The organism is Candidatus Erwinia haradaeae, from assembly GCF_900698925.1.
GTDB classification, from domain to species: domain Bacteria; phylum Pseudomonadota; class Gammaproteobacteria; order Enterobacterales; family Enterobacteriaceae; genus Erwinia_E; species Erwinia_E haradaeae_I.
The window spans coordinates 47,660-64,557 of record NZ_LR217713.1 but is presented as its reverse complement, the minus strand read 5'-3'; the positions used below and the strand labels follow the sequence as shown (position 1 = coordinate 64,557).

Annotated in this window: 9 protein-coding genes and 1 pseudogene; 7 read left to right on the top strand and 3 right to left on the bottom strand. The window is 31.4% G+C overall.

Annotated elements, in window-relative coordinates:
• Positions 1-625 precede the first annotated feature (625 nt).
• Positions 626-2,059: an exodeoxyribonuclease I gene (gene sbcB / locus HACICURV3402_RS00200; RefSeq protein ID WP_232037507.1), complete on the top strand. Its 1,434-nt coding sequence runs from the start codon at positions 626-628 to the stop codon at positions 2,057-2,059.
• A gap of 783 nt (positions 2,060-2,842) precedes the next feature.
• A pseudogene (locus HACICURV3402_RS00195) lies at positions 2,843-4,141 on the top strand (basic amino acid/polyamine antiporter); the annotation flags it as partial.
• 2,111 nt (positions 4,142-6,252) lie between these two features.
• On the opposite strand, the gene prmB reads toward HACICURV3402_RS00195, so the two are convergent.
• Positions 6,253-7,188, bottom strand: a complete 936-nt coding sequence (gene prmB / locus HACICURV3402_RS00190) for a 50S ribosomal protein L3 N(5)-glutamine methyltransferase (protein WP_157992374.1) — start codon at positions 7,186-7,188, stop codon at positions 6,253-6,255.
• Between the two features lie 1,558 nt (positions 7,189-8,746).
• On the opposite strand from prmB, the gene rsxA reads away from it, so the two are divergent.
• The 5 genes from rsxA (at position 8,747) to rsxG (ending at position 13,444) form a co-directional block, all read left to right on the top strand.
• Positions 8,747-9,328 (top strand): electron transport complex subunit RsxA, encoded by a 582-nt coding sequence (gene rsxA / locus HACICURV3402_RS00185; RefSeq protein ID WP_157992373.1) that lies wholly within the window; start codon positions 8,747-8,749, stop codon positions 9,326-9,328.
• A complete protein-coding gene (gene rsxB, locus HACICURV3402_RS00180; protein WP_157992875.1) occupies positions 9,328-9,852 on the top strand; it encodes an electron transport complex subunit RsxB in 525 nt (174 codons plus the stop codon). Before rsxA ends, rsxB begins: the two co-directional genes overlap by 1 nt.
• A gap of 39 nt (positions 9,853-9,891) precedes the next feature.
• The gene (rsxC, locus tag HACICURV3402_RS00175; protein WP_157992372.1) at positions 9,892-11,358 is read left to right on the top strand and encodes an electron transport complex subunit RsxC; all 1,467 of its coding nucleotides are present in this window, start codon (positions 9,892-9,894) and stop codon (positions 11,356-11,358) included.
• A 381-nt stretch (positions 11,359-11,739) separates the two neighbouring features.
• The gene (gene rsxD / locus HACICURV3402_RS00170) at positions 11,740-12,807 is read left to right on the top strand and encodes an electron transport complex subunit RsxD (protein WP_157992371.1); all 1,068 of its coding nucleotides are present in this window, start codon (positions 11,740-11,742) and stop codon (positions 12,805-12,807) included.
• A gap of 4 nt (positions 12,808-12,811) precedes the next feature.
• Complete coding sequence (gene rsxG / locus HACICURV3402_RS00165; RefSeq protein ID WP_157992370.1) at positions 12,812-13,444, top strand: electron transport complex subunit RsxG; 633 nt, start codon at positions 12,812-12,814, stop codon at positions 13,442-13,444.
• A gap of 941 nt (positions 13,445-14,385) precedes the next feature.
• On the opposite strand, the gene gntU is transcribed toward rsxG, so the two are convergent.
• Both gntU and gntK read right to left on the bottom strand, forming a co-directional pair.
• Complete coding sequence (gntU, locus tag HACICURV3402_RS00160; RefSeq protein ID WP_157992369.1) at positions 14,386-15,726, bottom strand: gluconate transporter; 1,341 nt, start codon at positions 15,724-15,726, stop codon at positions 14,386-14,388.
• Positions 15,723-16,277: a gluconokinase gene (gntK, locus tag HACICURV3402_RS00155; RefSeq protein ID WP_157992368.1), complete on the bottom strand. Its 555-nt coding sequence runs from the start codon at positions 16,275-16,277 to the stop codon at positions 15,723-15,725. Before gntK ends, gntU begins: the two co-directional genes overlap by 4 nt.
• Positions 16,278-16,898: the final 621 nt, after the last annotated feature.

Sequence of the window (16,898 nt, the reverse complement as noted above, 5' to 3'; positions counted from 1 at the left end):
CCAACAAAATAATAAATAATAAACATAATTAGCTAATACAAACAATTCTATTGTATAAAACAAATCATTATAACCATAAAAAATACTTGCTTAAATAAATGAAGAGTTTATTACATATGAAGTTTTCGTATATTTTCTGGTTTTATTATCATGAAGACTATTCTAAACTTCATAAAGTGAATGACATTTCAATAAAAAAAATAGATTAAAATCCATTTTACACAAAACACTAACTGGCATAACAGATGCATTATTAGCAAAATACAATATTCTCTAAAATATACCTCCTCAAAGACATAACAGAATACACCTTATCTTATTTGAATCAGATTATAATTCTTACGCAACACTCCTATATTATCTATATAATATATAGTTTATCTTAACATGTGATTAAAATAACCTACATCCATATTGACTAATGTTTAACACTTCATTAATTATTAATAGTACAATTAATTATTTATCACTAAATAATCGTTTTACCTCACGCAATAATATTTTCAAAAACATGTACTAACAATATTATCCATTTTGAATAACTGTCAAACAATGAATCATGATCTATCATTAAAGATAAGTCTATGCTTTACTACAACATCCTTACACTATGAACAATATACTAATGCAACCTACGCTTCTATTTTACGACTATGAAACTTTTGGAACCAATCCATTATTAGATCGACCAGCGCAATTCGCTTCTGTACGTACTGATATCAATTTCAACCCTGTGGGAGATCCAAAAGTGATATATTGCCAGCCTGCACTGGACTATCTCCCGCAAGCCGAATCTGTTCTAATTACAGGTATTACACCACAAATTGCTTGTAAACGCGGTATTAATGAGTCTCAGTTTGCTAAGCAAATTTATAAAATATTCAACATTCCAAATACGTGCGTGATGGGTTATAACAATGTGTGTTTTGATGATGAAATTAGTCGAAACCTCTTCTATCGTAACTTTTGTGATCCCTATTCCTGGAGCTGGAAAAATAAAAACAGTAGATGGGACTTACTAAACGTAATACGGGCTTGTTACGCCTTACGACCAGAAGGAATACAATGGCCTCTAGATTTAGACGGCTTGCCTAGTCTGCGTCTAGAAGAACTTACTCAAGAAAATGGAATCGCGCACCATCATGCTCATGATGCTATAGATGATGTCTACGCTACAATTGAGCTAGCTAAACTCATCAAAAAAAAACAACCGAGGCTCTATCACTTCCTATACCACTATAGAAATAAAGCTCAGCTTAACACATTAATTAATATACGAGAAATACAGATACTAGTATATGTTTCCAATACATTTGGTAAAAAACGTAAATATACTAGCTTAATTTCTCCACTAGGATGGCATCCAAAAAAACAAAATACATTGATAGTTTGCGACCTAAGCAAAAATATTGCGCCCTTATTTGAAAAAAATGCAAATACATTACGTGACGAGCTCTATAGCTGTCATAAAAACTACGATAAAAGCTCTACCATACCCCTGAAGCTAGTACATCTTAATAGATGCCCGGTAATTGCACCAGCCCATACATTACGAGACTTAGATACTAAGAGGATTAATATAAATATCCAGGATTGTTTAAATAACTTTAAAAAATTAGAACAACATCCTCAAATAAGTAAAAAAATTATAGAACTGTACTCAGAAGAGCCACCTATTCTACAATTAGAGGATGTTGATGCACAGCTTTATAATGGTTTCTTTAACCAAAAAGATCAGTCTTCTATTAAAATTATACGCAACACTAATCCAGAAACATTGTCTAGTCTACGTTTATCATTTCATGATGAACGACTATCAAAGCTATTATTTCGCTTTCGAGCCCGTAACTTTCCTAAAACTCTAAACAGTATAGAAAAAAAAATTTGGCTGGAACAGCGTCGCTCTACACTTACTCAGAAATATTTTAATCAATATATAGAACAGATCCATACTCTATTAGATCTCAATAAATTGAATCAAAATAAAACGAAAATCCTAGGAGATCTTTTATCTTACGCAAAAGAACTTCAATTACATACACACTTAGATGGTTATTAAAAATAAAACATAATATTGCAACATATATTTTAAATCAATGATCTAATTCTAGTCAGAGCAACGAAGAAACTTAATAAAAAAAACTAACAGAACCAACACTATGATCAATCATAGTATCATTGCATATATCACGAATTTTCTATTTCTTTTCTAAAAAATATATTTATAAATAGATAATCTAAGACACTATAAAGTAAATATAGTTATCTTAACATTTGATTATATCAATCAAAATATACTGTGACTGTAAATTCACAGATTAATGTAATACAGGCTGTATGTCCTTGTAGTCAAGAAAACCAATCCTCTGAGTAAAACATTATATTTTATATATATAGAGCCACATGAGATAAATTACATAATACAATCTTTCATAATTTTAAAAAGATGTCGCCCTAATTACCTTGGACAATAAAAATAATATAGACTAGCTAACAACAAACTGAAAATAGTCACGAGACGTAGAATAAATATATAGAAACAATCAAAAAAGAATGTATTCTTATCACAACTATCTTTAATACAGAATTAAACTAATTCTAATAATCTAGCTAAGACAAAATAATTTAATTCTATAGATTATCAATACATAATGAAATCTGAATGATAAAATATCTGTCTTTATGTAACAGGATCCTTTCCAAGGGAAAGGATTTTTCAAATTAACACAGTTCTGTATACAAAGTGATTTAAGTATTACATTAATGCTTAGTGTCTATTGTAAAAAAACCCAATTACATAAAATTTTTAAATTAACTAATATTTTCTATATCTGAGGTTTTTTTGAACAAAAAATTAGGATTGAGTGCTTTAACTGCACTAGTTTTAAGCTCCATGCTAGGTGCCGGTATTTTTAATTTACCGCAAAACATGGCAGCCATCGCAAGCCCAGCGGCGCTTTTAATAGCCTGGAGCATCACTGGAGGGGGCATAATTCTTTTAGCATTAACATTTATTTTTCTAAGAAAACTGACACCTAATCTAGATGGTGGTATTTTTATTTATGCTCAAGCAGGTTTTGGTAATTTAATTGGATTTTGCTCCGCATGGGGGTATTGGTTATCTGCTATAATCGCTAATGTAGCTTATCTAGTTATTATTTTTTCTTCTATAAGCATTTTTAGTGACTCCTCAGACTATATTGTCTTTGGAAATGGTAATACCTGCTATTCTCTCTTAGCATCGTCTCTTTTATTATGGCTAATTCACGCACTAATTGTACGAGGAGTCAAAACTGCAGCAAATGTTAATCTTATAGCAACTATTGGTAAACTTCTGCCTCTAGGGTTATTTATTATACTAGCTAGCATTAATTTTCGATATAGTTGCTTCCGGTTTGATTTTATCGGCCAAGCGCTAGAAAAGCCTATTTGGCAACAAGTAAAGGATGCCATGCTGATTACACTTTGGGTATTTATTGGCATTGAAGGCGCACTAGTCATGTCGGAGAGAGCACGTAATAAACATGATATTAGCTCGGCTACATTATTAGCGGTCCTGGCTGCACTAGCTATTTATATACTAGTTACACTTGTATCTTTTGGTATTGTTGCACGAAAAGAACTGGCAATAATGCATAACCCCTCTATGGCTGGATTAATGTATAACTTAATGGGATACGGAGGCACTATTATTATAGTAATTGGTCTAATTCTTTCAGTATGTGGCGCATATCTAAGTTGGACAATCATGGCAGCAGAAGTTCCGCCCATTACTGTAATGAACCAAAGCTTTCTTATGCCAAGTCTCAGTCTACGTAATCCTCATGGAGCGCCAACTATCTCTCTTTATCTCACCAATGCCTTGGTTCAAATTGGACTAATTCTATCTTACTTTACTAATTGTGACTACAATATTCTCCTTACTATTGCATCAGAAATGATCTTGTTACCTTATTTACTAGTAACTATGTATCTTTTTAAAGTAGCATTAAGATTAAACAAACCAGGCATTACTATCACGGCAACTGGTGCAAGCATATATGGAATTTGGTTATTATATGCATCAGGACTTACCAATCTTCTTTTGTCCCTTCTACTATACTTACCAGGTATACTAGTGTTTTTCTACAATCACCGAACTAAAAAGGAGCTATAAAACTATTTATAGTAGAAATAATTTATTAAATTAAGACATATATATTATAATAATGTCGTATTTATATTGAATCAACCACACCTCAACAATAAATATCAAAAATTACTTAAATTCATTTTGCATGGAATTAATAAAATATTTACCCATAAATAATTATTTTCTCTAAAATCTTACTTTATTAAATTTAAATTTATTATTCGCCATATCTACATCATGATATTATAAGTCAATATGATTCCGTCATTGTTCTGATAATGAAATAATGTTTTTAAAAAAATTATTAACGTTCACATCAAGTAAGCTAAAGAAATTAGAAAATTATAATGCTATCTTCATATTTTTTCGTACTGATCACACCCCTTCTTTATACGTTATATTAATATAATTATATTATACATCTTTTATCTAAACTAACAGTTGCTACATCAATCTTATCTCGATACTTTTACATAATCAAGAATCTCTATCATAAAATGATAAGCATAAAAAAATAAAATATAATTAATTTAGATAAAACTTTTTATCCAATAAAAAAATATGCTTTATTTAAAATACATTAAAAAATCAGATAATCATTAAATTATCGTTATATCTTCTTCTAAAAATAACGTTGGAATTATTTTAATAACAAATCATTGAAAATCATTAACATCTATGATTATCCGATAATAACACAAGTTAATTAAAAAAAGATATATAAATATAATCAATATACCGTATATTGTAACGTTTCCCTCTATAACAAAATCTCTTGAACTTGAATTTATGCATACGAAATATATTTTACTTGTATAGTCTTATCTATAAAACATCTCTATTCTTATTACTAACTACAAAGTAATAATATAACATTATCATAACCATTATCGTACTATAACTTTATCAATCATAAACCCAATACAATCCCAATTCATACAATATTTAATAACATTATCATAACAAAAAATCAATTAGACATACGCGCAAAATCTGACAATACATTGTAATAATTTACATGTACCTATTATTACCACGTAACAAAGACGATCATAACTTAGGTAAAAGAAAATAATTATTTATTCTAAGAATCCTAACCAATCATTCACTTCTAACGTATCAAATAATCAAGCCCATTTTTACCTCCGCCACTTACCAGACTTAAAATGCTTCTTTGTATATTATAATCCAGATCTCTTAAAAATTTGGATACACATAAATTAATATAATCGATTATAGAATATATATTCTCATATATTACGCTAATTATGATAGTATACACTTAATCTCTTCGCTTAAGTAAGATATTTTCTATGATAGAAAATGAAAAAAACTTTATAATAATATCTCTAGTATATCGTATATAAGCAATAGACACCCCATACCATCCATATCGAAACTATGCAATCACCAGTTTCTGCCTTATCATCACGAAACACCAATATGGATGAAAATCTTTTTCTCTATTCCTTTTCTGGTATAAAATCCTTCTATAAAAATTTCTTTACTAAAAATCTTGTAATTTAATAGTGTTAAATCTAACATAACTTAGAACAATAGGAAAAACAAAGATTTTATCTTATGTACTTTGTAAATAAAAGAACTATCATCTGAATAACTCCGTTAAGATCTGAAGATCTCTTAAAATAAGCAATAAGATAAAATAATCATATTATAAAAGATAAATGTATCTTCTTCTTACATTTGATGTAAAAATCATGTAGTAAAATCATTATAATTATTCTATGATTCTAAATATAAACAACTAAACATAGCGCACTCTTCTTAAAAAATAGAAAACTATTTAATCTTGCCTAAATAATTAAAAATATCATCATACATATCATCGTACCACATCCTGAAAATTATATAATAATCCCCTTAACTTCATCTTTTTCTTATTAATTTTTCTTATTAATGGATGACTATTTTTGATATTATCTTCCTATTTTCACTAATAAGCTTCTTAACCCCTTCTAAACTATTAGTAGATCATGCTCTTCTTTAAAAGTACAAATCATCTTTCCCTGAAGAAAGATCATAACTAAAACCACCCAAGTCCTATATTTTACAAATAAAATCAGATACAATATCACTAAGTAGATTTTGTATACTCAAAATCATTCATGTTGCAGTTTTGGGTATAAATTGATCATATTAATAATTTGCTCCCTAGTCATTCTAAAGACACCGTCCCCACCCTGATCAAAATCTATCCATGCACACGGTATATCTGGAAACAATGTGAGTAAATCAGACATGCTACCACCAACTTCGCAAATAAAAACTCCATCATGCGCCAAATAATCTTGTACGTCACTTAAAATACGAAGAACTAATGTTAAAGCGTTATCTCCAGAAATTAAACCCAATGTAGGTTCATGAAGATATTCATCCGGTAAAAACTTAACATCACTCCTATTAACATATGGTGGATTCGTTATGATTAAATCATAATTTTTATGAGGAATGTTAGAAAAAAGATCTGATAATATTGTCGTCACACGTTGTTTTAATCTATATCTGAAAACATTTTTTTTAGCAACAACTAACGCATCCTCTGAAATATCTACAGCATCAACCTCAGCATCAGGAAAAGCTAAAGCACAAGAAATAGCTATACAACCACTACCTGTACACATATCAAGAATCTTTTTAGGTTGATAAGAAATAAGACCAGAAAACTTTTGACTAATCAACTCTGCAATGGGCGATCGTGGTATAACTACACGTTTATCAACATAAAATTCTTGACCACAAAACCAAGACTTATTAGTAAGATAGGACACTGGAATACGTTCATTGACACGACGCTCTACAAGTTCAACAACCCGGCGTCTTTCTCTATAAGTAAGTCGTCCATTAGACATATCTATATTACTATCTATCGGCAAAAACAGCATAGGTAAAACTAGTTGCACAGCTTCGTCCCAAGCATTATCTGTTCCGTGACCATACCAGAGATTAGCTTCCGAAAAACAACTGACTGACCAACGCAAAAAATCATTAATAGTCTTAAGCTCTTGAATTGCCTCATTAAAAATAATTTTCTCCACTTATCCCTCCAGAATCATTTAATTCATCTGCATCGTTAGATCATAGTAATCCACGAAAAATATGAATACAATCACATTCAAAGACAGTAAAATAACATTGTTAATCTTCATCACTCATTCCTTAATACTACGAATATCACAATTACATGATAACCAAAATACAATTACATATATATCTTATAAAGATAATGAGAATATAATTCATTCTCTTTCATGAATAATATGAATCATGTATAGAACAATTCAGAGTATATACTATAATGAGGTATAATATAGATAGACTTAATAATACAATTCTTGCTTTAGATACAAACTAAGAGATTAAGATATAGATATACAAATATTTAGCGCAGTTAGCACATGAATTAACGATTATAAAAAATATATGAAGAAACACAACAACACACATCTCTGATACAAAAAGAGACTAATCAATCTCATTTTGATCTTAACGATTGATGCCACATACCTTCTTATTAAATAATATTAAAAAACACAAGCGTTCTATCTTTGTAAAACAATTTCATTGTCATTGCCATCTACATATTATTCTCAACAAAATCTACAAACAGGATTTAAAACACGAAATCCACTTTTTTAATACAGGAACATGGTCTCAATGAAATTACAACCTGCAAAATCCATATCCTATATAAACCCTGCCGACTTATTCCCGCTATAATTTCTACCACGCCACAATAAACAATGCAAACACAAACATGACTACTCCTTTAGATTCTGTAAAAGAAGTGAAGGGTATCATAGTTAAAGAGTAATCATTTTTAGAAAAAATTAATGTAATTAATATTAAGACACAACGCTTCTTATATATCCTGAACCTTAATCTCCATCAATATAATTGAATACTATTCCAATAAAATGACTTAATATTATCAATCACTTATAATCTATACTATAATAAAAAACATATTGTATTATATAAATAATTAGATTTTTTATATAAGAAGAAACATTAGATTTTAAAAAATATTACTTGTAGATAAATATTATGATTTATATATCAAATCCATAACAGACAATTCTAACTACAAACATAATTCTATAAACATCGACATCAGCGATATAATTAGTTTTTCTTCTAAAAATTCATAACTAAGGTTATAATTTAAAGAAACCAACTTAACCCGATATAAAGATCTATATACCTATCCTCGGCCTATAACAAGCTGTTGCAACATGCAATGATTTTTGTTAAATAATAATATAAAGAATATTATCAGGTTGTCTGTTAAAACCAGTCTATATAAATAGAATCACTTAATAAAATAAACAGAACAAAGATAGCGTAATATCTCATCCTGTGCTATCTATAATCATCATATCTGTGCGATTTTATATAAAATGACTCTCATCCATAAAAATATTTATAAATCTTCTCATTGAGAAGAATAATACGCAAGAATCTTCATTTTAATCACAATTAAATTCAACAGGCTATTACTATTCTAATTTTAAAAATATAAAACCACTTAATTATAAAAAGGACACACCCTCTATATAGAAATAGCATAATATTATGCTATATCGAGGTACCAATATGACTAAATACTTACTAATTTTTAGTAGCACAGTTTTAATGAATAATTTTGTATTAGTCAAATTTCTTGGCCTGTGCCCCTTCATGGGAGTTTCTAAAAAATTAGAAGCCGCGATTGGTATGGGACTAGCAACAACATTTGTGATTACGCTTTCTTCAATGTTATCTTGGATAGTTAATTATCTTATTTTAATACCGCTGCATCTACATTATTTACGTACAATAACATATATTCTTCTTATTGCTAGCGTGGTTCAATTTACTGAACTTATGGTTCATAAAACTAGTCCCAATCTCTATCGAGTTCTAGGTATTTTTCTTCCTCTTATTACAACTAATTGTGCTGTTCTTGGTGTGCCATTATTAAGTATGAATCTCCACCATAGTTTTATGGAATCAGCTATCTACGGATTCAGTGCATCTATCAGCTTTTTATTAATTATAGTCTTATTTTCCGGAATGAGAGAACACTTAGCATTTGCAGACGTTCCAGAGCCATTTAAGGGATCATCTATTATGCTTATCACTGCTGGCTTGATGGCAATGTCATTTATGGGCTTTACTGGTCTCGTCAAGTCATGATCTATACACTGTGTGTAGCAATAGGAGCGCTGAGCGCATTGAGCTTAATATGTGGTGCTCTACTCGGTTACGCGTCAAAGTATTTTATAGTAAAAAAAGATCCGATTATCGATCAAATCGACAATTTACTTCCACAAAGTCAATGCGGACAATGTGGTTATCCCGGCTGCCTCCCCTATGCAAACGCCATTAGTGTTAATAATGAAAATATTAATAAATGTGTACCAGGTGGCACTGAGACCATGCTGCAAATAGCAGATATGCTTAATATTGAGCCACAACCTCTATCTAATAGCAGCACAGAAAAATACCAGAATATCGTTGCATGGATTAATGAGAATAACTGTATTGGCTGTACTAAATGCATTCATGTTTGCCCAGTAGATGCCATTATTGGATCCAAAAGGGTTATACATACAGTATTTAGCGATATCTGCACCGGATGTCAAAAATGTATATCTCATTGTCCCACGCAGTGTATTGAAATGCACCCACGGATTACAAAACCTCATTATTGGCAATAACAGCCCTTTTTTACTTACAAAATTACTTGGGTATAAACCATGTGGAATATTTTTAAAAAAATTAAAAAAAATAAAATATGGGATTTTCCTGGAGGAATTCATCCGCCAGCAATGAAAGAAAAATCTAGCAATATACCTATTCGCCAAATACCACTACCAAAAGAATTTATTATACCACTGAGACAACACCGCGGACCTGAAGGTGAACTTAGCATTCGACCTGGAGATACAGTATTGCGTGGCCAACCTCTGACAATCGGCCATGATCGATCTCTACCAGTACATGCTCCAACCTCTGGAACCATTATTAAAATACAAACACATACGACAGCGTTTCCCTCTCCTCGATCAGAAATGTGTATATTTATGGAATCAGATGGTCAAGATCGCTCGTGTCCGATGCATTCACTGAATAACTATCAAAAATTTAAGAGAGAAGAAATCATAACACGCCTGCATGAAGCAGGTATAGCTGGATTAGGAGGGGCTGGTTTTCCAACGGATAGAAAACTACGAAATAATATCAAAACAATTCATACATTAATTATTAACGCTGCCGAATGTGAACCATATATTACTTCTGATGACCGTTTAATACAGGAACATGCGCATGAAATCGTAGAAGGTATCCGTATATTGGCATGGATTTTACTTGCTAAAAAGGTCCTGATAGGAATAGAAGATAATAAATTAAAATCTATTACTTCCCTAAAAACCGCCATAAATAACAGTACCGATTTACATGTCTGCGTTATACCAACTAAATACCCATCAGGAGGAGCAAAACAAATTACAAAAATTCTAACCGGAAAAGAGGTTCCTCACACAAGTCACACCTCTGATATTGGTGTATTAGTACAAAATGTTGGCACTGTTTTTTCAATAAAAAGAGCCATAATAAATGGAGAGCCTCTAACAGAACGCGTTGTAACTCTTAGTGGAGAATCTCTGAGAAACCCAGGAAACATCTGGGCGCGACTTGGAACACCAATTAGCCACCTACTAAAATATACTGGCTTTACCCCTGAAAATAAACAGATAATAATCATAGGCGGCCCACTAATGGGATTTACTATACCTATTGATAACGTTCCACTAGTTAAGACAATAAATTGTATTGTTACTCCTTCTACTAACGAAATTGGTAAAGATAAAGTAGAAAAAAACTGCATTCGTTGTGGAATTTGTGCTGACGTTTGCCCCGCTTTATTATTACCACAGCAGCTATACTGGTTTAGTAGAGGAAAGGAACATGAGAAAGCCCGTCAATATCATATTAACGACTGTATTGAATGTGGCGCTTGTTCTTATGTATGTCCTAGCCAAATTCCATTAGTACGGTACTTCCGTCAGGAAAAAGAAGCTATTTGCACAATGCAATCAGAAAAAGAACGTACGGTACTTGCTAAAATCCGTTTTCTATCCCGCATACAACGAATAGAAAAGGAAAAATATCAAAATAAGAAGAATCTACGTCAGGTAGTTTATGATAAAAAAGTTGATTAACATCTCTTTGATAAAGAAATGTTAAGGTACTACAAAGCATTCAAGAAAATTTATTTTAAAATATATAAATATAGACTAAAATCAAATCATTACATAAAAACTTATTAAATATTTTACCTTTGACTAATCCATCTTCTATCCCCATGGTCAAGAACCCAAATCATCAACACATACAGACCCAATATTATAAACCCAACACAAAGAAACTAAGATCTAGCCTCTAAAATATAAAAATAAAAACAATGAAAATACCAATACAAGTAGAAAGATATTAATATAGCATCATTACTTTTTCTATAGATAGATAAATCAAAAGAACTATCCATATCTAAAACACTTAAACAATACTGAAATTAAATATCCTCTAGGACACTCAATTACATGGCTTTTCGTATTGTTAGCTCTCCTTATACACATAACCAAAACAGAACTAGCCGAATAATGCTATTTGTTCTGCTTGCTACACTACCTGGAATCATTACACAATACTACTTCTTCGGCTGGGGTAATCTTATACAAATATTGATTTCCAGTATCATTGCAACTATAGCAGAGGCAGTTATTCTTTACCTACGTCAATATCCAATTATTGAGACATTAAAAGACAATTCAGCGCTCCTCACCGCTTTACTACTTGGTATAAGTATCCCACCCTTAGCCCCATGGTGGGTCATAACTATTGGTACACTATGCGCTATAGTCATTGCTAAACACCTTTATGGCGGTCTCGGCCAGAATCCATTTAATCCTGCCATGGTTGGTTATGTCATACTATTGATCTCATTTCCTGTACAAATGACCAATTGGTTACCCTTTAAGAACACGCATAATATCACAGGTAGTTTTATTGAAAGTCTAGATATAATTTTTCATTTTGATACTATTTATGCCCCAAGTATCACACCAAAATTTCAGTTAAATATTGATGGGTTTAGTCAGGCAACACCATTAGACAGCTTTAAAACCAATCTCCATTCTAAACATACCCAGGAACAACTTTTAACAGATTCGATGAATAAACAAAAAATGGAAGTTAATTTAGAATATAGATGGATAAATGCTGCTTTCTTATGTGGAGGCCTTTTCTTATTAATAACACGCATAATCTACTGGCAAATTCCAGCGGGATTTATTGGATCACTCACCCTCTTTTCTGCACTAGGATACTTTTATGACCCAGAAATTTTACTACCCCCAATTACACACCTCTTTTCTGGCGCCACAATGCTAGGTGCATTCTTCATTGCCACTGATCCAGTTACTGCTTCTACTACTAATTACGGTCGATTGATCTACGCTATATTAATTGGCTTAATGACATGGCTAATTCGCAGTTATGGAGGATATCCAGATGGTGTAGCCTTTGCAGTATTATTAGCAAATATTTGTGTACCTTTACTTGATTATTACACAAAACCTCGCGCTTTCGGGCGCGCTCGAAAGAAATAAAATCATGCTAAATACTATAAGAAAAAACAGCCTCACATTAGCAATTTTTGCTGCAATCACTACAGGGATGACAACCATGATTCACGAATTAACTTATACTATTATTCAGAATCAAAAAATTCTCAAACAACAACACCTTCTAGATCAAGTCATCCCCCCTGCACTATATAATAATCATTTACAAAAGACCTGTTATTTTGTTTCCAACCCCGCGTTAGGAAATAATGAATCACACCGTTTATATATAGCGCGCATGAATTCCATACCTGTTGCTGTAGCAATTGAAACAACCGCTCCCAACGGTTATTCAGGCAATATTAAAATGATTATAGGAGCTAGTTTTGAAGGCGTTATATACGGAACTCGCGTGATAGAACATCATGAAACACCAGGACTAGGTGATAAAATTGAACTACGTATTTCTAATTGGATTACCAGCTTTAATGGTAAAAAAGTCTTTGATGATAACAACAATCGGTTTGCAATAAAAAAAGACGGAGGCGATTTTGATCAATTCACTGGAGCTACAATTACCCCTCGCGCCGTTTTAAATTCAGTCAAAAAAACAACTATTTACATTAAAACCTTACCAGCTCAACTTAATTCACTGCCCAGGTGCCCCGAGACACAACAGTAAAAAATCAAATAATTATATCATAGATACTTATTTGTGCTGACTAATTCTAGTAATTCTTTCGCGATTGATAAAATTCACTAAAATAAGGATATTTTTATGAAAAAATGATATCCTAACTATTTTGATATGATAAAAATAAACGTACAATATATAATATATTTAGTAAATATAAAATTTACTTAATATTTCATATATCTATACTATACGAATGATCAGTAATCACCATTTATTATTAATTTTATCTATCTATTCTACAGTAATTTAGCAAAAACTATATTACACGCAGTACACAAAATGTGTATTTTGTAAAATAATTTGATATAGATCAAATTGTTTTGATCATAATTATCCGTAATAACTCTGTGTTAAAAATAAATCTATCAATCTATCCTATAACTCATATCATAATACACTAAGCTTAATTCATTAGTTAGTCTAATCTATTCAATATATACCAATAGATACAGCCTGTTCTGATCTATGCATAAAATTACTATTATTAATTCTAATAAACGTTTAACCCAATATATGACACTGGGACACCATCTCTATATCTAGCATGCATATCTAAAATACATACGAATCACAATAAGAAATAATAGTGACAATAAAAAAACCATTGTTAATACAATATTAAAAAAATAATTAAGATAGTTAAAGTTATCTATATCAATCTTAGATGTACAATCTCGTTTATATAATTAAATATTTAAAAACACTAGCGTCTCTTAGAACTGATCATTGATCATTGTATCATATGATATATTATTAAAATCAGCATCTAATTACAATTTCATGCCTTTCTCGCCTAAATTGAGATCATTTTTTTAAAAAATAAATATTAAATAATCATTCCTTCAAATTAATTCTAAACTGATACTCACAAAAAAACAAAACAGTCCTTCTCTAAAATTCAGCAATATTTTTACCATCCAACTCTTTTATGAAAAAAACCAAAAAGCAATCACACCAACCATCGACCCAACCAGTCCTAAGATAGTTTCCATGACAGTCCATGTGATTAATGTTTCTCCTTCAGTAGCACCAGTAAAGCGAGAAAATAACCAAAAACCGGCATCATTGACATGACTACACACAATCGAACCACCTGCTATACAAATAGCCAAAGCTGCCATTTGTGCGCCAGAATAATGTAATAATTCAATTACCGGCATAAGCAGACCCACTGCAGTGAGGCATGCAACTGTCGCAGAACCTTGAATAATTCGCACTGCACCAGCTAACACAACACATGATATTGACACTGGTAGCCCAATACCAGTTAATAAATTACCTAATTCTGGACCAACGCCAGAATCTATCAATATCTGCTTAAATACACCACCAGCCCCAATCACTAAGAGGATCACACCAGCAGGTTGTAGTGCTGTAGTGCAAATCTGCATGATCTTTTCTTTTCTGATCCCTTGATAAGGAGCTAATCCGTAAATAGCTACTAAACAAGAAAGTAAAATAGCTGTAAATGGATGACCAATGAGCTGAAACCACGCATACAAATTAGTACCAGAAGCAGCCCAATGTAAACCACAAGTTTTAATAGCCACTAAAATAAGAGGAAATAAAAGTAATGCTATACTCCACCCAAATGAAGGAAGTCTTTTAACATCTATCTGAGATTTGTTATCTAGATCTAACTGCATAAACTTAACACGTTGACTAATATAACGACCAAATACAGGGCCTGCAATTAACATACCCGGAACTGCTGCGCACAAACCTAATAAGAACATCCAGCTCAAATCTACATGCATTTGTGATGCTAATAACATTGGAGCAGGACCTGGAACAAGAAAGGCAGCAGCAGCAGCAACCCCAGCAAACAAAGGAATAACTAACTTCACCAAGTTTTCACCAGTACGGTTTGCCACTGCAAATGCAATACTGATTAATAGTACCACTGCAACTTCAAAAAATAACGGAAGAGCGCAAATTAATCCAGCACAACCCATAGCATAAGGTGAGTGACGTGCACCAAACCTCTTTAATATATACAATGCAATTTGATTAACCGCACCACCTTCATATAATATTTTTCCAAACATCGCGCCTAAGGCTACAACAATAGACAGAAAACCAAGGGTACCACCCATACCTTTTTGCATAGTATTGCCAATTTGTTCTAATGGCATACCAGACAAAACCCCTGCACAAAACGATACAAGTATTAATGCTACAAAAGCATGCATACGTGCTTTCATAACTAAAAAAAATAAAAGAAACACTGAACCAACTGAAGTTAATAGTAAACTAAATATATTCATGCAACCCCACTTATATTATGATTTTTAATCACTTTTTCTATAGTTTTTAATGTAATAGAAATCACTTCATCTATAGGTGGATAAATATCAATAGAGAATACATCTTTTTCTTCAGCTTCAGGCGGCTCTAAAACAGCAAATTGAGTGCGGAGCATCTGTGGTTGAAAAAAGTGCCCTTTTCGCGCCTGAAGACGTGACTTTATGATATTAAAATCACCCCTAAGATAAATAAAAAAAAGATTGGAATGACCAGATCGTAAAATATTGCGATAACTTTTTTTTAATGCAGAGCAGACAATTAATGAAACCTGATTCGTGCACTGCATGGCAAAGGCAGCAGCGTTTATGGATTCTAACCATGGACGTCGATCATCATCATTAAGCGGGCAACCCGAAGCCATTTTTTTTATATTAGATCGAGGATGAAGAAAGTCACCGTCAAGCACAGCAGCTTGTAGCTTATAAGCAACTGTATTTGCAACAGTTGATTTACCACTGCCAGATACACCCATAAAAACAAAAAGATAATGATGTAAAGAGACTGTATGCATTAATATTGCTCCGGTATGATTCTCGACTACATGCTCGAAGATACTACCGATTATAATGTTTAGGGTAAAATTAAGAATATAAGGATATAATAAAAACTTATATATCAAGACAAATTAAAATTAAAATAACAAATAAAATGAAAGATTAAAAGATAAATTAAAATAATAAAAATTGTGTTTCATTATTAAAATAAATCATGAGTCTATATCCATATATACTGATGATAAATGATAAATTAATAAACAAACACCATTTACCATCAACCGATAAAATATGTTTTCTAAACATCTACAGTTACCATATAGATAATTAATAATCCTCAATCAAATTTTTAACAATGTTATGTTTTTCAAGTTTTATAATATTTTATATCCTCAATATTATATCCTAAATACTCATGTATAGTTAAGTTTAAGCTTACTTAAGACAAGCGTCTTAGATAAATTAAAGATATCAAATCAAAGGTTATATCCTCAATAACCAATTCAAGATACATGCATGTTCTGTCTAATCCATGCCAAAAATACATAAATAATGTATATACTATAGTAATTTACTAATTTTCAGCTAAATAATTTACACCGTATTTATGCAATATTAAAGACAGGTTATAGTATGAA